Source organism: Marinobacter sp. (assembly GCF_048269445.1).
Classification (GTDB): Bacteria; Pseudomonadota; Gammaproteobacteria; order Pseudomonadales; family Oleiphilaceae; genus Marinobacter.
In genome coordinates this window covers 86,561-108,299 of record NZ_JBLXIQ010000008.1, presented here as the reverse complement: position 1 = coordinate 108,299, position 21,739 = coordinate 86,561, and the positions used below count along the sequence as shown (strand labels likewise).

Annotated in this window: 16 protein-coding genes and 1 pseudogene; 4 read left to right on the top strand and 13 right to left on the bottom strand. The window is 52.0% G+C overall.

Going from position 1 to position 21,739, the window contains the following annotated elements:
• Positions 1-48 precede the first annotated feature (48 nt).
• From ACN0XM_RS16600 to ACN0XM_RS16575, 6 genes are all read right to left on the bottom strand, one after another.
• Positions 49-675, bottom strand: a complete 627-nt coding sequence (locus tag ACN0XM_RS16600; protein ID WP_417568051.1) for an SOUL family heme-binding protein — start codon at positions 673-675, stop codon at positions 49-51.
• Between the two features lie 503 nt (positions 676-1,178).
• Complete coding sequence (fdhF, locus tag ACN0XM_RS16595) at positions 1,179-4,070, bottom strand: formate dehydrogenase subunit alpha (protein WP_417568050.1); 2,892 nt, start codon at positions 4,068-4,070, stop codon at positions 1,179-1,181.
• An 11-nt stretch (positions 4,071-4,081) separates the two neighbouring features.
• Positions 4,082-5,797 carry an NADH-ubiquinone oxidoreductase-F iron-sulfur binding region domain-containing protein gene (locus tag ACN0XM_RS16590; protein WP_417568049.1) on the bottom strand — a complete coding sequence of 572 codons (1,716 nt, stop codon included), beginning with the start codon at positions 5,795-5,797 and terminating at the stop codon, positions 4,082-4,084.
• Positions 5,798-6,130: 333 nt separating this feature from the next.
• Complete coding sequence (locus ACN0XM_RS16585; protein ID WP_417568048.1) at positions 6,131-6,676, bottom strand: hypothetical protein; 546 nt, start codon at positions 6,674-6,676, stop codon at positions 6,131-6,133.
• Positions 6,677-6,712: 36 nt separating this feature from the next.
• Positions 6,713-7,360: a hypothetical protein gene (locus ACN0XM_RS16580; RefSeq protein ID WP_417568047.1), complete on the bottom strand. Its 648-nt coding sequence runs from the start codon at positions 7,358-7,360 to the stop codon at positions 6,713-6,715.
• 94 nt (positions 7,361-7,454) lie between these two features.
• Positions 7,455-8,429: a hypothetical protein gene (locus tag ACN0XM_RS16575; protein ID WP_417568046.1), complete on the bottom strand. Its 975-nt coding sequence runs from the start codon at positions 8,427-8,429 to the stop codon at positions 7,455-7,457.
• A gap of 273 nt (positions 8,430-8,702) precedes the next feature.
• On the opposite strand from ACN0XM_RS16575, the pseudogene ACN0XM_RS16570 reads away from it, so the two are divergent.
• From ACN0XM_RS16570 to ACN0XM_RS16560, 3 genes and pseudogenes are all read left to right on the top strand, one after another.
• Positions 8,703-8,837: pseudogene (locus tag ACN0XM_RS16570) on the top strand (IS1595 family transposase); the annotation flags it as partial.
• Between the two features lie 315 nt (positions 8,838-9,152).
• Entirely contained in the window at positions 9,153-9,716 is a 564-nt protein-coding gene (locus ACN0XM_RS16565) for a hypothetical protein (RefSeq protein WP_417568045.1), read from the top strand.
• 2 nt (positions 9,717-9,718) lie between these two features.
• Entirely contained in the window at positions 9,719-10,324 is a 606-nt protein-coding gene (locus tag ACN0XM_RS16560; RefSeq protein ID WP_417568044.1) for a replication protein P, read from the top strand.
• Between the two features lie 211 nt (positions 10,325-10,535).
• Here the strand turns inward: ACN0XM_RS16560 and ACN0XM_RS16555 are convergent, their stop codons facing one another.
• From ACN0XM_RS16555 to ACN0XM_RS16535, 5 genes are read right to left on the bottom strand one after another with little or no spacing between them, the layout of a single operon-like run.
• Positions 10,536-11,279, bottom strand: coding sequence for a hypothetical protein (locus tag ACN0XM_RS16555; protein WP_417568043.1), 744 nt, complete (start codon positions 11,277-11,279; stop codon positions 10,536-10,538).
• Positions 11,280-11,332: 53 nt separating this feature from the next.
• Entirely contained in the window at positions 11,333-12,505 is a 1,173-nt protein-coding gene (locus tag ACN0XM_RS16550) for a hypothetical protein (protein ID WP_417568042.1), read from the bottom strand.
• Positions 12,506-12,508: 3 nt separating this feature from the next.
• Entirely contained in the window at positions 12,509-13,072 is a 564-nt protein-coding gene (locus ACN0XM_RS16545; protein WP_417568041.1) for a hypothetical protein, read from the bottom strand.
• Complete coding sequence (locus ACN0XM_RS16540; protein ID WP_417568040.1) at positions 12,990-13,364, bottom strand: hypothetical protein; 375 nt, start codon at positions 13,362-13,364, stop codon at positions 12,990-12,992. The genes ACN0XM_RS16545 and ACN0XM_RS16540 overlap by 83 nt, the downstream gene beginning before the upstream one ends.
• The gene (locus ACN0XM_RS16535) at positions 13,361-13,930 is read right to left on the bottom strand and encodes a hypothetical protein (RefSeq protein ID WP_417568039.1); all 570 of its coding nucleotides are present in this window, start codon (positions 13,928-13,930) and stop codon (positions 13,361-13,363) included. Before ACN0XM_RS16535 ends, ACN0XM_RS16540 begins: the two co-directional genes overlap by 4 nt.
• A gap of 298 nt (positions 13,931-14,228) precedes the next feature.
• Between ACN0XM_RS16535 and mobI the strand changes: the two genes are divergently transcribed.
• On the top strand, positions 14,229-14,663 hold the full coding sequence (gene mobI / locus ACN0XM_RS16530; protein ID WP_417568038.1) for a conjugative transfer protein MobI(A/C): 435 nt from the start codon (positions 14,229-14,231) through the stop codon (positions 14,661-14,663).
• Positions 14,664-14,777: 114 nt separating this feature from the next.
• Here the strand turns inward: mobI and ACN0XM_RS16525 are convergent, their stop codons facing one another.
• Complete coding sequence (locus ACN0XM_RS16525; protein WP_417568037.1) at positions 14,778-18,116, bottom strand: DEAD/DEAH box helicase family protein; 3,339 nt, start codon at positions 18,114-18,116, stop codon at positions 14,778-14,780.
• Positions 18,117-18,126: 10 nt separating this feature from the next.
• A complete protein-coding gene (locus ACN0XM_RS16520) occupies positions 18,127-21,678 on the bottom strand; it encodes a site-specific DNA-methyltransferase (protein WP_417568036.1) in 3,552 nt (1,183 codons plus the stop codon).
• Positions 21,679-21,739 lie beyond the last annotated feature (61 nt).

The following is a 21,739-nucleotide window of genomic DNA, read 5'->3' as shown; positions in this document are numbered from 1 at the left end:
CATCCTGATGGTTTGAATTCGTTGATTTTCAAATCATAATCTGAGGTTTCATTGCGCCCGTTCTATGGGAATCAATACTTCGTTCCGTCTCAGAAACCACGGCACGAACGGTGCGTTATAACGCGCCCATATCGGCGCTCCAGTTGCGATGTACCCCTTTTTATCAATCCACTTTTCCAGCTTGGATTTGTTCTTTTGGTAGCCTGATTCACTCCAAAACCCGGAGTATCGTATGGCTGCCATCGTCCGTTGCGGCACCCGACGTAAAACGATCCGTTGGTCCATGGGTTTCGGTATGCTATCCATCGTAAATGATCCCGGCATCATAAAACTTACTACCCATTTACCATCAACCTGGGTCTGACCTACCGGTGCTGTCATTTCGATATCCTGACCTTCGGCCACCTGCCCAACGGGCGCGGTCATGGCAATTTCCTGCTGGGATTGGTTATTGCCGGAAATGTATTTAAACAAACGACCGAAAGCTTCGCTGCCCGCGTCTTCAAATTCTGTGTCAACGACGGTCTCTGCAACGATCTGCGGCTCATAATGACGCACTTCCAGATTCTCCTCCTTCAGAAGTACTGTGTATTCCGCTTCTTCTGTTGCCATGGTGGTTGCCGATATGAACATTGAACAAAGGGCGATAACTAGCGCTGCCTGCCGCTTAAGCATGACGTTTCCTTTCATATTTGCCTTCAGGCTCGAGGTCTACCTGTAACCATCCCTTTGGAATCAGCGCATGGCTAGCTAGAGTTTTTTATCTTCGAATAAGGCGACCGACAATATCTCGCGTTAAAACCGAGCCTTGTAGTTTTGCGGCAACAAATGCACATGTTGCTCAATCGCCCCCGGCAAAATAAAAAGTTTCGGGGCGGTGGTGAATTCGTAGACCCGGTACAAGCGGAATGCGTCAGAGTAGTCATTGGAAAACGCCCGCTCGTGCAAGTTGCAAGAGTCCCCTGAAGACACTGCATCCGGGCTACTGAGCCGCCGCAAGCCCTGATACCAATCCACAAATTCGACCAAAGACTAAGAGTGTCCATTTAGCCTGAGCATTATGATCAGATTAAGTATCGTGCATTCAAATACTTAAATTGCTTTATTGATAACTTACTGGAGCTTGAACCAGCCCGCTAGCACCACCTTGGATCGAAGGCAACGAGTCGCTTCGGAAACTACACCGGGCTCAACCGGCACGCCGCGTACTTGAACTCCGGAATCTTCCCGTCCGGGTCCAGCGCCGGGTTGGTGAGCAGGTTGGCCGCTGCCTCCACAAAGGCGAAGGGTACGAACACCATGCCCTCGGGCATGGTCTGATCGGCCCGCGCCGCCAGGGTGATGCTGCCGCGCCGGGTGGCAATTTGAATGGGATCACCCGATGCTACGCCCAGGCGAGCGAACTCCGCTGGTGCCAGAAAGGCAGCTGCTTCGGGCTCCCGCTCGTCCAGTACCCGGCTGCGACGGGTCATGGCACCGGTGTGCCAGTGCTCAAGCAGTCGCCCGGTGGTTAAAACGGTGGGATAGGCCTCATCCACCGGCTCGTCGGGCGGCAGTGGCCAAGCGGGCGAAAATCTGGCCCGGCCGCCAGCCCGTGGGAAGGCATCAGAGAAGACAACATCGTACCCCGGCGCGTCGTCGGCCGGACATGGATAGGTCACGGAACCTTCGCGTTCCAGCCGGGACCAGGAGATATGATCGAGTGAGTGCATGCCCTGTTTCATCTCGGCGAACACTTGCTTGGGGCCGGCGTAGTTCCAACCCAGTCCGAAACGCCGGGCAATTTCCTGAATAGCCCACCAGTCGGGCTTTGCCTCTCCTGGCGGCGGCAGTGCGGCACGGCCCATTTGCACCTGCCGGTTGGTATTGGTGACGGTGCCTGTTTTTTCCGACCAGGCGGCGGCAGGCAGGATGACGTCGGCAAACTGGGCGGTCTCCGTGACGAACAGGTCCTGCACCACCAGGTGCTCAAGGGCAGCAAGCGCGGCCCGGGCATGGGTCAGATCCGGGTCGGACATCGCGGGGTTTTCTCCGAGGATGTACATGCCCTTGATCGTTCCCGCCGCGATGGCGTCCATAATTTCCACAACGGTGAGCCCCGGCTCAGGGTCAAGTTCGGTGTCCCAGAGTTCTTCGAAGGCGGCGCGCAGCTGGGCGTCTCCCACCGGTTGGTAGTCGGGCAGCACCATGGGGATCAGGCCGGCGTCTGAGGCGCCCTGGACGTTGTTTTGACCGCGCAACGGATGCAGGCCAGTGCCCGGCCGGCCCGTGTGGCCGCATGTTAGGGCCAGTGAAATCAGGCAGCGGGCGTTGTCAGTGCCGTGCACGTGCTGGGAAATGCCCATGCCCCAGAAGATCATTGCTTTATCGGCATTCGCATAAGCGCGAGCCACTTCACGAATGGCGTCTGGCTCAACGCCGCAGAGCGGGCTCATCACCTCCGGCGACATATCCGCAACACTGGCTGCCAGCGCCGCGAAGCCCTCGGTGTGGGTATCTATGTAGGCCTGGTCAAAGAGTCCTTCGCTGATGATCACGTGGAGCATGGCGTTGAAAAGTGCCACGTCGCCACCGGGCGAGAAACGCAGGCTGCGCCAGGCATAGGCATCCAGCGCCTGGCCCCGGGGGTCGATGATGATCAGTTTGGTGCCGTTTCGCGCCGCCTGCTTGAAATAGGTGGCGGCCACCGGGTGGTTCACCGCCGGGTTGCAGCCGGTGAGGATCACCACATCAGCCTCCAACGCCTGCATGAAGGACGCGGTGACTGCGCCAGAGCCCAGGCATTCCATCAGCGCCGCCACGGAGCTGGCGTGGCACAGCCGCGTGCAGTGGTCGACATGGTTGGAGCCGAAACCGGTGCGTACCAGTTTCTGGAACAGCCAGGCCTCTTCGTTGGAGCACTTGGCGCTGCCAAAGCCGGCGAGCGCATCCGGGCCGTGTTGTGTTTTGAGTTGGGTTAATCCGTTTGCGGCAAGATCCAGTGCCTCTTCCCAGCTTGCCTCTCGAAAGTGCGTTAACGGATTGGCCGGATCGAAGTCAGGGTCGAGCCCCTTGGCCACGCCCGCCCGGCGGATCAGCGGCCGGGTGAGACGTGCCGGGTGCGCGGGGTAATCGAAACCGTAGCGCCCCTTAACGCAAAGCCGGCCCTGGTTTGAGGGCCCGTCTCTGCCTTCAACAAAGAGGATACGCCCGCCCTGCTCGCCGGCCCCTGCTGGGGCGTGGGAAGGTTCGTCTTTGACGTGATAGGTGAGCTGGCAGCCCACCCCGCAGTACGGGCAGACGGAGTCAACGGTGCGATCGGCCATGGCGGAGTCTCCGCGGCCCTGGGCATCGATCAAAGTGGCAGGCATCAATGCCCCGGTCGGGCAGGCCTGCACGCATTCTCCGCAGGCCACGCAGGTGCTGTCTCCCATGGGGTCATCGAAATCAAACACGACCTTGGACGCGGCGCCACGGTGCGCCAGCCCGATAACGTCGTTGCCCTGCACCTCGCGGCAGGCACGCTCGCACAAGCCGCAGGTGATGCAGGCGTCCAGATTCACGCTCATGGCAGAATGGGTGATGTCATGACCCTGGGCGTGGGCCAGTGAATCCGGCCGCGGCGTAACATGGTGAACCGTGGGCTCGTCGCGCTCTGAACGGGCCGGGAGGCGTTGGCGCACGGCACCGGCATCAATGGCCAGTTGATCTGCTGTATGCCACAGGTGGCTGGACTGGTCCGGGCTTTGCGCTCGCTCGGGCTGATCGGCCAACAGCAATTCCAGTACCCCTCTGCGGGCTTCCTGGGCACGGACGGAGACTGCGCTTCGCACCACCATGCCAGGCGCTGCCTCGCGGATACAGCTTGCGGCGAGCACCCGCTCACCCGCCACTTCCACCATGCAGGCGCGGCAATTGCCATCCGCGCGGTAACCTGGACCGTCTTTGAAGCAAAGGTGCGGGATGGTCTCGCCGGCCCGCTTGGCAACCTGCCACAGGGTTTCGCCGGGGAAGGCCTGAACTTCAACGTCGTCGAGTGTCAGGGTAAAGCTTGTGGTCGCAACGCTCATGGCTCTTTTTGGATGGCTCATGGCTGCCTCCCCTAACCTTTCGCTATCAGGTTGCGGCTTGCGAGTTCGCTGCGGAAGTCTCGCAGCAGACTCAGAACCGGATTGGGTGCGGCCTGGCCGAGACCGCAGATGGAAGCATCCGCCATCACTCTGGCCAGCTGCTGGAGCGTCTCCTCGTCCCAGGTATCACGCTCCAGTAACGTGAGCATCTTCTCGGTGCCCACACGGCAGGGAGTGCACTGGCCGCATGACTCATCCGCGAAGAAGCCCAAAAGGTTGGAGGCTGCCGCGGCCAAATCGTCCTGATCTGATAGAACGATCACGGCAGCAGAGCCGATGAAGCAGCCGTGTTCCTGCAGAGTGTCGAAGTCCAGGGGGATGTCTGCTTTGCTGGCCGGCAGTATGCCGCCGGAAGCCCCACCGGGCAGATAGGCCAAGAGTTGATGCCCTTCCGCCATGCCGCCGCAGTATTCCTCTAACAGCTCATTGAGGGTAATGCCGGCGGGGGCGAGATGAACGCCGGGCCGCGCGACCCGACCAGAGACAGAAAAGCTCCGAAGGCCGCGACGACCATGGCGCCCCTGGCTGGCGAACCAGTCGGCGCCCTGGGCGTGGATGCGGGGAATCCAGTAAACCGTCTCGACGTTATTAACCAGGGTGGGCTGGCCAAATAGCCCTTTCTGGGCAACGAACGGCGGGCGATGGCGTGGCTTGCCCGGCTTGCCCTCAAGGGACTCGATCAGGGCGGATTCCTCGCCACAGATATAGGCACCCGCGCCACGGCGCAGGATCACGAAGCCCTGCTCGATAATTGCGGCTGCTTCCAGTTCGGCAATAGCCTCTTTCAGCACACCATGCAGGCCGGGGTACTCGTCCCGCAGGTAAATGTACAGGGCCTTCGCCTCAACCGCCCAGGCGCTAACCAACGCGCCTTCCAGGAATACGTGGGGTTCTCGTTCCAGGTAATAGCGATCCTTAAAAGTGCCCGGCTCACCCTCATCGGCGTTGATCACCGCGTAGCGTGGCCCGGGCTCGGCCCGCACGGCCTGCCACTTGCGGAAGGTAGGAAATCCTGCGCCACCAAGGCCGCGCAGGCCAGCATGCTCGAGTTCCTTCTCCAGCGCTTCGACACTCACCCGGCCTTCACGGCAATCCGTTAGCAATTGATAACCACCGGCCGAACGATAATCCGACAGACGTGGCCAGGAGATCGCCTCTGGCTGAACCTGCCCCTGCTCTACCGCGGCCTCAACATTCAGGGCGTTGGCATTCAGGACATGATGATGCCCAACGGCTACCACGGGCGCGGTGTCGCAGCGCCCCATGCAGGGCGCGCGCCGTACCCTCACCCTGGCGGGATCAGCTCCGTCAGTCAGCGCCTGATGCAGCGCCTCCACTCCTGCCAAACGACAGGATAGCGAGTCACACACCCGGAGGGTCAAGGAAGGCGGTGGTGCTTGTTCGTCGTGAATAACATCGAAATGGGCGTAGAAGGTGGCCGTTTCGTAAATGGCGGCCATGGGCAGATTCATGAAAGCTGCAAGTGCCCGGAGGCGGGGCATAGAGAGGTAACCGTCTGCGTCCTGCAGTGCATGTAGGTGCTCGATCAGGCGATCGCGATCTCGCAATGACGAATCGACACCTTCGTCACCGATCAGGTCCCGCAGCTCCGCCAATACGACGGGTTCCAGTTGGCGGCCGCGAAGTGAAGCGCGCCGGGGTTTGCCCCTCTTTTCGTCTGTGCTCATTGTTTTTGACCAGGCACCAAAGTACAAAAGACAGCCTTGTTGGCTGGCCTGACTAATTACCGATCATTGAAGCATATCGAGCTGTGATGACGCCAGAAGATTGGAAACGGGTTGCGTAGGAAGCCAGCCCTAGTCTGAAGCCGTCAAAATGCTGGGGATTACTGGAAATAATGGAGGCGCGGGTCGGAATCGAACCGGCGTACACGGAGTTGCAGGACGAGCTTTCTGATTATGACTTATTCTTTATTTTCAATGGCTTAATTGATATTCTTAGAAATGAAACTACGCTCATTCAATCTCCATAAAAACGTTTATGCTCAATAAGTTGCGTTATTATTTTTTGGGTGAAGATTTGAGCTCCCATAACTGTACTTTTCGTTCGTAGTGCAACCGCGTTTTGCTACTCCCAGCTTTTTCTCCATGATTACCATGGATCGCCTCTGCCAAGTCATCATGCTTTTCCTGTAAAGCCCGAAGTATTAACAGTGATTTGCTGATCAGTTCCTCGCTACGATCCGGATCAAACCAGCGACCGTTGAACTTACCACCATGATATAAGTTGTTTCGTACCCGTCGAATGTGGGAGAAGAGAATCTGGGGCGAACGTTCTGCGGTTTCCACACTCTGCCAAAATAGAACCCCGTCTTTTAAGATCTGCTTCTTCGGCGGGTGGTCAAACAGATAACTGATGGCATCCAGTAGTTCCCCGTTCGCCTCGTCCATAACCAGGAGACCAATTTCGTTGGAGAACCTATCCCACTCAGGCTCAGCTTGACCGCCTACTCCACTGCGGGCGTATTGCATCGCTTTCAGAGCGTATTCGTATTGGGCGAAAAGCTTGAAAAAGCAAAACGCCAAATTATCGAGATCCTCAGGCATGCTCTCTCCTTACACTGGTTATACCCATGTTGAATGTCAGCGCTCAACCTCAAGCCACTGGCATAATTTCTCGACCTCGGCGATAACGGCCTCTAGCTTAATCTCATCTACATACACATTCGGAGACAACCACCAAGACAACTCCCCATCATCGAAACTGATCACTTTTTGGTCCGCTTCAGAGACGAAATACGGAGATGGATATTTCTCCAAGTCAGTCTTGGAATGTGTCGTCTGTAGGATGGTTAAGACTTCCGGATGCTGACCCCGATTTCGTGCGAGAACAGCCTGCTCAATCAAGTCCAGATCTGCAGGGCAATTCTCGATATCGAGGCCAACAATTTCGAATATTTTTCGGTAAGCGTGGAACCAACCCTTGGTGTTTTTCCGTTTGTACTTTTCGTCACGCCATCGCTCATGCCGAAAATAGACCCAATCATTTAGAAACAGCTGGAGTGAAGAAGCCACCATTGATAGTGCCGTCAATCCTACAGACTCTAGTCCCGTTTTAGCATCCTGCCATTCCTGTAGATAAAAAGGCTCTCCAGACTCATCATATTCGGGCACGAACGGTGGTTCTTCGTTTTCAATTGCGGCCACTATCTTCGTGAATGGCTCCGACGCATTACTGTAAAAGTATTTGGCAAACTCAAGCCGGTCTTTCAAAAAAAGTACAAGATCCACCGATCACCTCATTTGGCATTACGCATAGCTTTGCGGCAATTTTGAGCCACGAAGCGGTGGAATTTTTCCCGACAACAGCGTCTTTTAAACGTTATCAGTCATCAAGATTCGCTAGCAGTTCGTCACAAGATGAATAAAAATAGCTTGGTTGATTAGTTTTCATAATTGCTGCGTACGAGTTCTTCGGCTTATCACTCTTCTTGAACTCATATTTTAACTGCAACGAGTTGTAGAATTGCTCATCCAGATACAATTGCTTGGGTGGATGAACACCTGATTTTATTGCATTCTTGGCGGAGCTTTCTATAGCAAGAAGCTCAGCGAAAGGTACACCTAGGCTATTTAAGCAAATATGATTTTTACTCTTTGATATATGGAGCAAAGGTTCACCATAGTACTCATTGCTGCCCTGAGTAAGAACTGCATAGATGGGCAACCCAAGAACTTCTTGGTAAATTCGATCTAGCTCTTTTATAATATGTAGTATTTTTTCGGGCTTATACGAGCATTCGACACCCTTGTTATAATACCCAACATCCCAGTTCGTTTTAAGTATCAAGCTATCAGCAAAAGAAATAAAGGATATATTAAGTTCACTTTCCGCTAGCTGATCAATTTTTGACCTTAACTCTATCAATTTATCCTTACTAAGATAATTATTCGTTAACAAATTTTTTACACCAATGGCATCAACCAATGCGAATACAGAGTATTCGCGCAAATGGAGATGTTCTAGCCATTCGTGATCTACGAATATATAGGGCTTCACATCGTACGGACCACATTCAACGCAGATCTTCACCGCGTCAACAGGCAGCGTTATGGAAACCTCGTGAAATCGTGTGAATGTGTTTGGATACCAAGATAGATCTAGCGATTCTTTGTTTACCTTTCTGACAGCAACTGGACTCACATAGCCGACTTCATATGGATTACATTCCTGGCCTTGTAGCATTTTATCAAGCTCTTTAGCAAATTCCTCCATGTATTTTTCGCTCATAAGGAAGCAATCTCTATCGAGAGGAATTTCTTTGACAGCGTATTTTTCTATATTTTTATTTTCAAACAATACTTAAATCTCCATGATGAAAATAACTACCATTAAAAAAATCGCGGTGCAATTGGAGAAATTTGACCGTTTTATTATTACAGTCTCTGAATCCCCATTTGTTAGATCTTAGACCGGAAAAAAGCTTAGCCTACTGCGAGCAGTCTTACCATGGAATCATTTGACATAAATGATCTGCGGCACCAAAAAACCATTTAAATATGCCTATGCTGGCTGTCAACTCTTGATGCGCCCCGAAAATGCTCTATAAATAGTCCTTCATTGGAGCTTACCATGAAGGGAGCTGACAGTAATGCAGCTGCAAAGACCATAGCCAACCTCCCTGTCGACCTGAAGAAATATCATTCCAATCAGCTCCTTGGGCATATTAGTGCTCAGGCTAACGCCCTACTCGAGACGGCGACCTCTCAATAGTTTGGCCCTCCCCCTCGGTCAGCCTAATTGCCCATTGAAGGCGAATTTAATGCCTAATCTTGGATCATCCTTTGACCCCTCCGCTTGAGAGCGAACGCAATATCTATGGATCGTCTCAGCGGGATCGCCCGAAATTACCGCTCATTGGTTTTGTCAACGCAACACGCAGCCATTTTTACGCTTGCGTGTGTTCAGTCGGACGGCTTGCAACCGAGTAAATTAGTTTTCACGTATTAGGGAGCGCCAGCGGCAGCAAGTGTTCGACGCGCTTCCCTTTTAAAGGGATTCAAACTCCAGGAGAAAGCCGCAATGCCGATTAAAAAAGAACGATTAACCAAAAACTTCGCTTCGATTCCAAATGCCTTGTTCGAGGAAAAGGGGCTTTCCCTCGACACTATCGGTGTATTGGTTTACCTCTTGTCGCTACCGGAAGACTGGGAGGTCCGGGCCGACCATATTCGGAGAAAGTTTGGCATTGGGAAAGATAGGCAACAACGAATCTTCAAACAGCTTGAAGATGCCGGTTATTTGGTGAGGAAAAAAGTGCGTGGAGAGCATGGGCGCTGGACCACTGGGATCACGATTAACCAGACCCCTCAGAAACCTGCCGATACCAAAAACGGGGATACCGATGCCGGCTTTTCGGGCCACGGTCAATCCGACACCGGTGCAAACGGCCCTTTATGTAAGACAATTTCCAAAAAGAAATATTCAAAAAATAAAAACATCACTAATGCGCAGCTAAAACCGAGCACTAGGCGAAAGAAGCCAACCCTGGACAGAGAAAAGAAGGCAACCAGGTCAGGTGGCGAGCCAATGACATTGGTGAATCAATCTACTCACGGGGACATTTCCTGGCTATGGGAGGGTTAACAATGCAGCCAAATGAAAAGCCGAGTGATGCTGAAATGAAAATGGCAGAAGCCGTGAACGTTATATTCGAACAGATTAAGTTGATCTGTCCGGGCTGGGGGGCGACGTGGACAAACGAATCGGTTGAGAAAAAGGCAAAAAAATTCTGGGTGAAAGCTCTCTTAGATGCGAATGTTCGAAGCGACCTCGAAATCCAGTGCGGACTCCATAAAACTTTGAAAAGTGGCTCCTCGTACTGCCCTCCGGTAGGAAAATTCATAAGCTGGTGCAAGCCTGACCCTGAGTTTATGGGGTTACCATCAGCTGTAAGGGCCTATCAGGAAGCCTGCCGAAGAATACATCCGGCTGGACAGCAACGAACTTGGAGCCATCCAGCGGTGTTTGTCGCAGCCCAGTCGGTTGGAGCACATGAACTACGAACAATGAGCCGAGATAAGAGTTGGCCGATGTTTGAGCGAGCGTATGAGATTGCCTGCAACAGGGTATGCGCTGGAGAAGATCTCAACAAGGAAATTCGCAGTGCTCTTCCAGAGGAGGTTCCGGGATGTCCAGCACCGAAGAATGTGGCAAGAGAATACATGCGAAAGCTCAAAAAGATGGTTCGGTGAGCTGCTTGGTTGATAATGTTAGGCTGTTGGCATTAAGAAACGTGGACTGATTCAAATGAGGCGAGGTCTAGACCAAATGACTATCGAAATCGGCGTTCTGACTGCCATGGCTATAGGCATCATTGGCGCAACGTTTCTCACCGGATGGTGTCTCTACTCTCGTAATCAGGAAAAGAAGAATGCCGAGTGACCCCGGCAAAGGAAACGCCAGTCAGTAATCTAGTCCGACATATTTAGACGTGTTCTCCTCATAATTGAACGGCGCCAGAGGATAAATCACAGCAGCGCCAGAGGCGGCCCCCGCCCAACATCCTGAGTCTTCCAATCCCAACGTATTTGGCTTTCCGACTGAGTGATACTGTATGTACGCGCGGTAGTCTCTTGCGATCTCCGATGTTCGCTCCAGGCCAGCCAACATTTTATCAATTTTGTAGGTCGTATCCTGCGGTGGAACGTTGCCACTACAGCGCATTGCCGCGACCTTCCCAGCTCGGGCGTCGTACGTGAGGACGGCCAGATCTGGTCCAAACCCATTTTTTTGAATCAATTGCTCGCCGATTTGTTCCGCCGCTTGGTAGTAAAGCGCTGCCCTCCCGTACCTGTGATTCCATAGGGAGAATGTACCCTGTAGCGCATAAACCATCAGAGTTACCTTCGATGCGTGCTCTCTAGATCCATACATCAAATTTGAGTAGATGTGGTCATGATCAAGCCACTGAATATAAAGCTGCTTCGGATCGTTTGATGGTGGTAACCGGAACTCATAATGATCAAAACCGGTATCGATCCGTTCATCCAGGGCCATGGCAACGAGCAGTCTGGCCGTGGCATCTCCATCATTTGCAGCTCGGTCCATAATGTCTCGTGCACGAGTCTGATCAAAGTCCCATCCGGACGCTGGAAGGGACACCGCCAGCAGCAATGCAGCTATCACACCCCAAAAGCTGTTCGTCATACTGCTACCCTCTTGTTCGCACGTTGAAAACACCCAACTCATTCTGCCGTCCACTACCGCTTGTATTTCAAAAGCAACTGCCTCAATAGCTTATTTGGATCCGGATCCTCTGCTCGATCGTCGTCGAACAAATCACAGTCGCGCTCGCAGGTATTATTGCCATACAGGCTAAGCTCGGCCCTCACACCACGCTGCATGGTCTCTATCACTTCAGCCTCGTTTGATGCCTCAAACGGGATTTTCACTGTAAAACGTTGGCCACAGTAGACTGCAGACGCGCCTTGCTGGACGGAGCCGCATTGCAGGTCGGATTTTCGTCTATCAATTCTGGCGTCACCGCCGACGACATTGCCCTTCGTCAGCGATATCTCCCCTCTGGTTGCCTGTGATTGCTGGTAGCCCGTCTGCGCGGAATCCTCGGTCATCGGTTGAGCGGATACCAACAGGGCGTTTTTATAGAGAATGAAGTTCGAGACGTTCCTGCCAACTGATAGGCGCACCGGCAGAGGGTGAGCGAGATCGTATCGCAGGCCCTTATCGACTCGACGACTGGAAGCAGAATCAACGGCAGCAGTACCGTTGAAAACTTTCAGAGGTCCTTCCGGTATTACCTGGTTGCCCTGAGGAACAATCGTGCGGACCAGCCGATAGTAGGTGTCCCACCAGGACTGATTCACGATAACATCCACATAGATATGGCCTTTGATCTGGTGAACGTCGACAGCCGAGACATCATAGGATCTGAGTACGATGGCATACCCCGCGTTCAGTTGATGGCGTGGGCCGATCAGAAACTCATCCAGGAGTCGCCGATACTCGCCGACAGACTGCTGAGCCTGATCCCAACTCCGCACACCATCAATTCGCTGATCCCACGTTTTTATCTCCTCCGGGACGATTCCGGCGATATCTTTCTCAGTCAGAGTCACCTGCAGACGCACATGAACCCCATCAAAGATTTCACGCTCTTCTAAAAGTTCGTAGCTGTGGACCCGGCCACTGGTAACAGCGGTGGCCATTGAATGAAACTGGTCGCCATTCATTGTTGTCACGGAAAAAACCTGACTACCTAGCGTCTCTACAAAGGCCCTACTCAAGGCCGCCTCAATAGCGGAGTCCCGATCCGACCCTGTAGCACCCACGGTGACAACGGTGTTTGCAACAGCGAGAACCGGCAGGAAGAAAGCAACTCCCACGTTGAATAAAAATCTCAACATCACACTCATGGATCAGCCCCCTTTTACCCAGCCAAGGAGGAAGCTTTCAGCAACTGCTTCCTCGCCTTCCCACCAAACTCGTTCAGCAACAACTTCCGACCGTACGAATCCTGTGGCGCTGGAGTGACTCATGTCGACTTGTTGACCGGACTGCGCCGCAACGGCTCTTATGGACGCGCCTTTTAAACGATTGACGAGAGCAACTCTTCCCGAATGCCGAGCCTTGCGGCGCGCTTCGTATTCCACAGAAATTCGCAGTTCGTTTGATCCGCGCTGGGCGGACGCTTGCTCCTGAACAACCGCGTAACGGTAACCGTTGACTCCATTGCGTCTAGACAGCCCTGCCAACCGGTAAGCCTCAATCTTCCGAAGAACCTCTGCCCTGTGCGCGCGAGCCACTTCATCACGCGCAGCCTCAACAGACTCGATTGGAAGGCTCAAACGAAAATACCCGTTCACAACATTGCCGGAGGAATGAGCAACAAACTCTGAATCACCGCCCTGAAAGAAGCTTTGCGAGGCACTGTCGGTATAGCGTTCCCCCCCCCACTGAATATTGGGCGATGCCGTCTTCATCTGTCTGTGTGGATTCCACCAGCTTCTGACTAGTAATCACCACGCCGCCAACAGCCAATAAAAGCTGTGCCTGGGCATCACTTCGTGCCCGGGTCTTTGCCTGCGCGATCGAGTATCCCTGCCCGATTCCCACAAACACCATCCGCTTGCCGCCAGGCTCCCGAAATTGAGTTTTTGAGGTCCACGATGGAAGCTCAGCGGTCTTGAGGACAGATGTATCGTTTGCGCGGGCCAAACCAGATGCCATAAAGAGAAAACTGATCGTGATGAGAAGAACACCTCTGTTGATCATTCGTCCTCCTCGAACCGACGCATATCTCCCAGTTCACCGAACCTTCCAACATGCAGCGAATTCATGGGCATGGAGGCCTGAACAAATGCGTTGAAGAAGGTTTTGCCGGTTCGGCTATCCAACCATTGCTCAAATCGAGAATTCTCCACTGTCATTGAGTTAACGGCATGAACAGACAGCTGCTGCGTAATCCGTTTCAGCTCCTGAACTGGGTCTTGTACCCCACTCTGCGTATTAGCTCCGCTTTCAATTCGCTCGACCTTGTCCTCGACCTGGCTCGAAAAATAGTTAGCGATCTGGCGGCGTGCATCATCCATGGCAGCATCTCGCGCGCCCTTTTGCGTGCTGTGCCGGTTACTCATCCCGACCACACGGACGGCCTGGTCTTCTGAATCCTGTCTTGCGGCCGGCATAAGTGTCCACGCTGGGCGAACGCTTTCTCCGTCAGATGTCCAGATAAGCTTGTCGGCGACCACGGGAGGCTCGTAGGTAGTAGTGCAGGCGGTCATAAAAATGACCAGAGAGAGTGTCGCAGAGAGAGGAATAGTCAGTTTGAAATTCACCATTTTGCACCTTGTCGCAATTGAGGGATCAGCTTTCATTCTCCTGATCATTACCTAAGTGCAACCCAGGGCTCGAACCTGCTAGTTACTCATTCAAAAAAACTCAACCCACCAGCTATTGGCCAACTCCGTCGATAACATTTATTTGAATCGCAAGCTTGCAAAACGCAGGGGTAAAAATGGGGGGCGTTATGTCAGTCGCACGAGGATCGATTCTTTAATCTGTCTTTAATCCAGGGAATACAGCTCAAAACCCACACCTGGAGACGATCAAAATTGACTGATTGAGGAATTACTATCTATGACAATTCAGGAAATAATCGCAGCCCTACACTTTAATATTGAAGAGCTAAAAAAAGAGGCACAAAAGATTGCAGATGAGCATTGGCAATTCCACTATCGGAATAACGCACTACTACCTCCAAGGGAAAAGTGTCGGCTTAATGTGTGGGTCCGCATGCGTCAGCATCGCCTTGAAATCTATTGGACTTACTTCAAGTTTTTCAAACGCGCTAACAGTGATAAATCCGGAGTTTACTCGAACTACATCCCAAAAGGCAGAGGAAATCAATATCGCGCAAAAAGCCTGGCACTTCGAGCAGAGCCGTGGGAAATCGATAAAGTTTTGGAGGTAGAGGGGAAGATGGCTGAAATCCGTGCTGAATATGCTGATATTAAACGTGCGATCACTGCACTGAAACGAGCAGAGAAAAACGCAGTTGAGCGCAGCTCTTAAAAACTAACCCGATTATTCGAATATTCTAGTCCGCAAAAACGAGTAATTGACGAGTCGCCAGAGACTTGGCCGGCGACTCGCCTTTTCTTACTCTCACCTAATTCGTCGTCCCGATCAAGTCACCGCCTTGACCAGCTTCTCAACATACCCAACATCTTCTTCACGGAATAGTATATTCCAGCTTTCCATAAGCTCCCGAGTGACTGCATTGCCTGTCGTATCCTTCCACTGGCTGACAAGCTGTGAAGAATGGGTTTCTGAAATAAGGAAAGCATGCAGCTCGATTCCGGCATTCTCCGGACGTTGCTTGCGAAGGTCTGCCTCAATGTCCTTGATGGTCTCATGGAAGCGGACTTTGGGATCGTCCGGTTTATGATGGCGCAGGCCTTTCGGGTCGACGAAAACCACTTTCTGGGATTGGCCCTTCACCAACCAAAGGATGAAGTCCGGGTAGAAGCCACCATCAACGAATACGCCCACGGCTCCCTGGCCGGTCTGGTTGCGCAGTAGGTAAACCTCGTAGCCTTCAAAAGCCCCAGTCTTAGTTGCCGCCTGGATGTCGCGAACGAAATCGGCCTCGCCTTTGTTGAGGGATACCGGAGTCACCTGAAAATCCAGCCCCTGGGTGGATGCCAGCAGCGGCTGATAGAAGTGCCGCTCACACCAGATAAACTCCAGTCCTTCTTTAACCGCGCCATTCCAGGTATCCATATCACCCTTTTCGATACTCTCCCTCAAGTTCGAAAGTTGTTTGATCAGGGACTGATGGCGAACCCGGTCAAGGGTGACCATGTAGCTGCCTTCTGGTGTGGCTTCACTCACACCCGGGAGGTACTTCCGATTTTCGGTAATCGGTCTGTACTCCAGCTTGTCCGCTTCCCACTGTTTCCGGCGGAATCCGTAGAACAGCTCGCAGTATTTTCTGAGCAGGGATATCGCCATGTCATGCCATAGCGTCATCTTCTCCAACCGGCCCAGCTCCATGGCCTCATCCGGGGCATAGAGCCGGTACCAGTCGTACCGGTTATCAGTCAGGAGTTTTTCAACCACATCCGGCGTGATGGTCAGGTTTGACCAGCGCTTGTCCCGCTTGAACGCCAGCAGCTCGAAATAAAGGCGCTGCATATCCAGCAGTGCAATGTGAGTCGGCTTTAGACGCTGAATCTTGGCTCCGGTGTTCTGAACACCCTTCTTGTCGGTTGCGAACAGTCCAACCTGGGGATAGAAATCCAGGCTGACCCTCGGCGGATTGCAGAAGTAGTCGATCTCAGTAGGCTGCAACTCACCTGGAGCCTTCAGTACGACCTGTTCGGCAAGTTCCTGAAATGCTGTACCGGAACCACCAATGGCCTTATTGGCAATGCTTTCCTTAACACGAACAACATGGAGGTCCTTGCGCAGATCTTTCATCGGCTTGAGCGGAAGCACGAATTCTTCAAGGCCCTCGTTAACCGGGATCTCTTCGTCTTCCAGCTCCTTCCGGAACTGAGCGATATAATCGGCCTTCACCCCAAAGATGTTAAGTGTCTCCATGACACCAATGTGGTCAGGCCGCTCAATGCCGGCCTCTTTCAATCCAGTGGCAAGCTCGGCTGAACGCTTCAGTGTCGTTTTCCAGCCTTTCAACCGAACGCCACGGCCGAACAGCTGGATGATCTGGGCGCCCTCGTTCTTACCGACGTTCATCAACGTCATGTTGGAAACACGCCAGCTGCTCCAGCCCTCAGTGAACTTCTTCGAGCCCAATAGCAGGTTGACCGGTGAAGTGTCGGTGTTGATCCCGTGGAACAGGCTTTCGCTAAAGCGAGAATCCTGAGCGAACAGGTCGTGCTTCTCGCAGAGTTTGACTAGCTTTGCATCATCCCCCACGTTAATGACCCCGAAAGGGGTGTCAGACGTGCCAGCTCGAAGCGCGATCTCACCAGGAATGCCGGTGATATTCTCGATGTGGAGTCGACCGCCACTATGAAATACCCTTTCGAGCAGATCGTAATATAGCGCATCCCCGCTTTCCCCAAGCTCTTTCAGGTAATTGAACCGACCATGCAATAGATCGGTACCGCCCTTGGCAACCATGCCGCGTTTCAGCAGGTAATCAATCGCGGCGACCGTTTCTTCCTGCTTGTGCAATACCTGGTCTATAAACGCCAGCACCTGAACGGTGTCTGAAGCCTCACCACTGGACAGCGTTGCCGTTACCTTAGAGCTTACAAACACCCATAGAGGCTTCTCCAGGTTGAAGGACTTGAAGCTGGCCTTTTGCTCTTCGAACAACCGTAGTTGCTGGTAGTAACTCAGTAACGAGGCAACCAGATATCGGAATTCATCCTGGGCATTGGGATTTGCTTGAAGATTCAGAATCTGAGACTGCTTACCGTAGCCATCCCCGTAAAAATGTCGGTAGGAGTAATCGAACAGAATGGCCTTCGTATAGGTCTGACGCAGGTTCTCGTGTTTGGAGCCTGACTGGGCAAACGTAGCGGAGTATTCGAAGGAGAAACCCAGCGAACACAATTTTTGCCGATAGTCGTACCAGCTACCGCCACCACTGGCCGTTCCCCGATGGCCCTCATCCACCAACAGCAGGTTGCGGGAGCCGAAGGAGTCGACCGCAACCGTCTTCTTCTTCTCACTATCGCGGAGCTTGTTGATGTCGATGACAATCACATCCTGAGCGAACAGGTCGCCACCACGGGCAGAAAACTCACTGGCCCTGATTCCGGATTTCTCCAGGTCCCGCAGGTGCTGCTGGGTGAGCCCTTCGTTGGGGGTTAGCAGAATAATCTTATTGATATCCCCGGCTTTGCCATACCGCTGCAGGTAGAAGCGATACTGTAGGATGTTGGCATGCATGATCAGGGTTTTACCCGAACCAGTCGCGCTCCAATAAGCCACCATGTTGAGCTGCGACCACAGATCATCTTCCGGGTTCAGTAAATCCAGCGGTTTGTGATTAAAGCCCTGATCCACAACCCAATGATCATTCCAACGCTCAATCTGTTGGTTGAGCGCCTCCAGCAACTCATCCGGTTTGGTGAACAGGTAGTCCAGGTAGATCTCGGTGAACAGCAGCATCAAGTACTGGAAATACTTCCATTCAATCGGCTCCTCACCGGAGGCCAGCCGCGCGTTATTGATGGTATCTGTCAGCTGCTTAATCCGGCGGTCGTACTCCAGCAGTTGCTCATCGCTCAGCTTCGCGTTTTCGTTGAGGTTTTCCCGCATTCTCTGAATGATCAGATGCTCCCCCTCGGCATTACGGCCGCTGGTTTCGCCAATCAGCTGAAAACGGTCGCGAAACGCCTCGAGCGTCGGCGCTTCCCGATTTCCCAGATCAAACTGGCCACTGAGCGAGTCGAAGCCGAACAGGGAAAACAACCACTGGTTGAGCACCAGGTGGTGGCGGAACTGCAACGTCTGTTTGCTGTCCTTGGCGGATTTCCGTGCTGCCATGATAATCCCCTTAAAGAACCGCTTCGGTGCCAGCGAACATAAGCCGATGGAAAGCTTCCTCAATCAGCTGAATACGCGCCTGTTCCATGGGTTCACCTTTGCGGGACCGGGGAATACTGATGTTGTGGTCACCATTCACGTACAACACATCGATCTCGTCGTCCTGGCTTTCGGTCATGCGAATAGAGAGCTTCTGGATTAGTACCGCATCCAGCACGGCATTGTCCTTCTGGATGCCATCGGCCTCGCCATCAATGACCGAGGGAAGGTTTCTCCATACAACCAGCACCTGTTGCCCCGCTCGGTTCGTGCCGTAGACGGTTCTGAACCACCACTTGCCGGTTTCGCTACGTTTAACCTTTGCTTGCCAGCGGCCATATTCGCCTTGGTTCAGCTCTGCCTCGAAGTGAATCGGAGCAGCAATATGTTCTACCTCTAAGCCCAGTAGGTAGTTGAAGGTCTCAAGGAGATCGACATTTATTGGTTTTGTCTCGTCACCGCCTGCGGAACGAACATCAAGCTTATATTCCGTCGGCTCAACAAATTTACGCGCATTCAGCAGTGATTGAGAGCCCCTCGTCTCTACCGATAGCATGTAATTTAGAATGTAAGATTCGCGAGCCGAGTCGAATGAATCACCATCCTCAGTACCGAACAGCTGACCATGCGTGCCAGGCCGAGAGACCTCAAGATTACCCAGTGCATCTTCGTAGCTTTCGAGCCTCAAAGTTTTGATGATATGGCTCACACCTGTGTGTTTGGTCGGTGACCCTGCACGCCAATCCTGAGAATACGCAGCCTTGATTACTCTTGGCTTGAGAACGGTGTCAAAATATGCACCCATCTCTACAAGAACGTACTTTCTTTTTCCGTTATCTGCCTTATTTAATTTTATAACTGCGTGCGCCGTGCTCCCGGATCCACCGAAACAATCCAATATAATGCTATCTTCTTTTGCCGCCTGTAGTATAAATCTTGAGACGAAATCAGCATGTTTCGGCGCCAGGAACATACCAGAGCGTCCAAACATCGCGGAAGTTTGTTTTTCTCCATCTGAGTAGTCTGAAAATATACTTTTAGATATATTTGATTCGACCTCATGTAAGTATCGTTTGAGCTGAGGAATTTTCGATTCATCATCTCCCCATGCAATTCGGCCATCGGCATCCAATGTTTTAAATGTCTTCCGGTCTGACCCTTCAGCACGATCGTAGGGGAACTTCCATCCACTTTTTGGGTGAGGACACGCTTTTCCAGTCACAGGATGAACGGGGTTGTAATACCGATAATTCACGTGATCTGGATCGCGAGTGCTATCAGCCTGCTTGGTCGCCGGCATAGAGATATTATCTTCACGCCACACTAAAAGTTTGGCGTTGGCCCCCTTTGCAAAGGGCTCAGCCACTATCTTACCTTCGCTATCTCGATATTCCATTTTGTTGTAATTATAAATACCCTTCCAAGGGTCATTACTCTTTTCAGCATCCCAGTCAAAACCTTCTTCTTCCAACTGCTCACGCAGCTCTTTTTTATGCCTTCTAAATAGATTTTGAAGCTCTTTTTGTGCATCAGAAAGATTGGGATAACTTGGATTTATCTCATCAACCAACAACATAATTTCTTCGTAACCAGGCTTTGGTTCCCTAAACATAGAAAAATCTTGCTCAGCCTGGTTTCGATCTTTAGCATAGACCAACACGTATTCATGATTCGTTGAGTAATTAGGGGCTTGACTATTGTTAGTATTCATGGCCCATATTAACTCTTCCACTTTATTGTCTTCACCAAAGACAGAATCCATTACGTGTTCTAAAACGGTTCTCTCGGCTTTATCTATACTCACAAATATAGCCCCATCTCGAGGTAATAGATGGCTCAAACGTTCAATTCTGTCATTCATGAGTGTTGCCCACGCGGAATGGCGGTAGTCATTCTTGTATGGGATAGAACTACTTGCCGTATTGTAAGGCGGGTCAATATAGATACACTTGATTTTTGACTTGTACCTTTCCTGGATCAGATTAAGTGCTTGAAAGTTTTCAGAATGAACGAGAAGACCATTACAGGACTTATCCAAACCGTCTAATCCAGTCAGGATCTCTGCCTTAAAAGAGCACTCAAAAAACGAGGTATCAAGCATCATATATCGGAACTCTGGCTTATCCAGAACAGCCAGCCAGCCCTCGGAATCCCGTATTCTTTTCATCTCCTTGATATCTACTTTGTATAACGATTCCCATTCCTGCAGTTGCCGATCGTTCGTTAGAGCCTTATCCAAAAATTCTGTTCGACCCTGAAAGTGATCTAGTGTAAGACAGTAATCTGTCTGCGTTACAAACTTCTTTTTTAACCACAGCTTCTTCTGAAAATTCTCGAGCTGCGAAAGAAACGCAATGATCTTCTCTCCCAGGGAACGAATCACTTCAATCTTGCTCAACAACGGAGCGAGTCTCGCCGTATCATTCTTCAACGACGCAATATCATTCCAATCCAGCAACTCATTCTTTATGTAGAAGTCGAGCTCTCGAGTCAGGAACCCCCCAAGATCCTTGTGAATGAAATAATCAAACGTATTCTTCTTGGTGTAGTTGTTCAGTTGCCCAGCCAGCATTGAATAATCAGCCCGACTGCCATCAGCCTTGCGGTAGGGCTTCGCCAGCGCATTCTTCCAGGGTTCGGGAAAATTAGCAGCTGCTCCCAAAAGCCTTTCTTCTGCAATCGCTCTAAGCGCATCTTGTGTCGGCGGTTTCTTCTGTGCGGCAGCTGTCGCCTTCTTTTTCTCGGTTTCCGTCCAGTCACTTTCCGTTGCCGGCCGAAACACGAACCGGCATTGCAGTTCCGTATTCTGGTCACCGTGCTCGGTTGCTTCACCCTCTATCAACGCAAACGGTTTCTCAACGTCCAGCAAGAAGACCCGGCGACTGTCAGCGGATTCTTTGTTGTTATCCTTGGCACCGGCTTCGGCATCGACCAGCTTGAAATGAACGCGCATGGGATCTTCGCCGGGGCCGGCGTCCGGGTTCAGGCGAAAGCTGTAATCCCGCAAGGTTTCGCTGCTTTTGATGTAATACTGATCTTTGTTGGCCCAGTGCAGCACTACCTCTTCCCCCTGGTAGGGAATAGCGTAGGTGCCGTCTTTGTATACCCGGCGTGACAGGAAGTCGCCCTCGTTGTAGTAACGGCTGAAAAAGGTGAGCAACGCGTCGTAGACTTCGCCCTCTTCGCGTGCCAAGTCAAAGTCGTCTCTCAACTTAGCTTTCAGTTCCTGTACATACTCGTTCGTTTCCGGATTCACCTTGGCTTTTTCTAACCCTTCAACCGTCTCTTGAAGCTCCTTCTCAATTGCAGTTTTATCTTGGCTGGCAAAGTCCTGGAACGCCTTTTGGGTAATGCTGGGCAGGTCCTTCTCAATAAAACGGTTAACATCGTCCTTGCGGGCATGCATGATGCGATAGAGCCCAAAATCTAGTTCCGGCTGATTGAGCTGAAACATTTCGCGCAAAAGGTCGGCGAATTTCTGTCGACGTTGCTGGGCTTTTAACTGCTGTGTCGCGTTACTCATGGTATTCCCTGTTTAAAAATCGAACTTGGCAGGTCAGAAATGCTGAGGATTCTCCCACAAA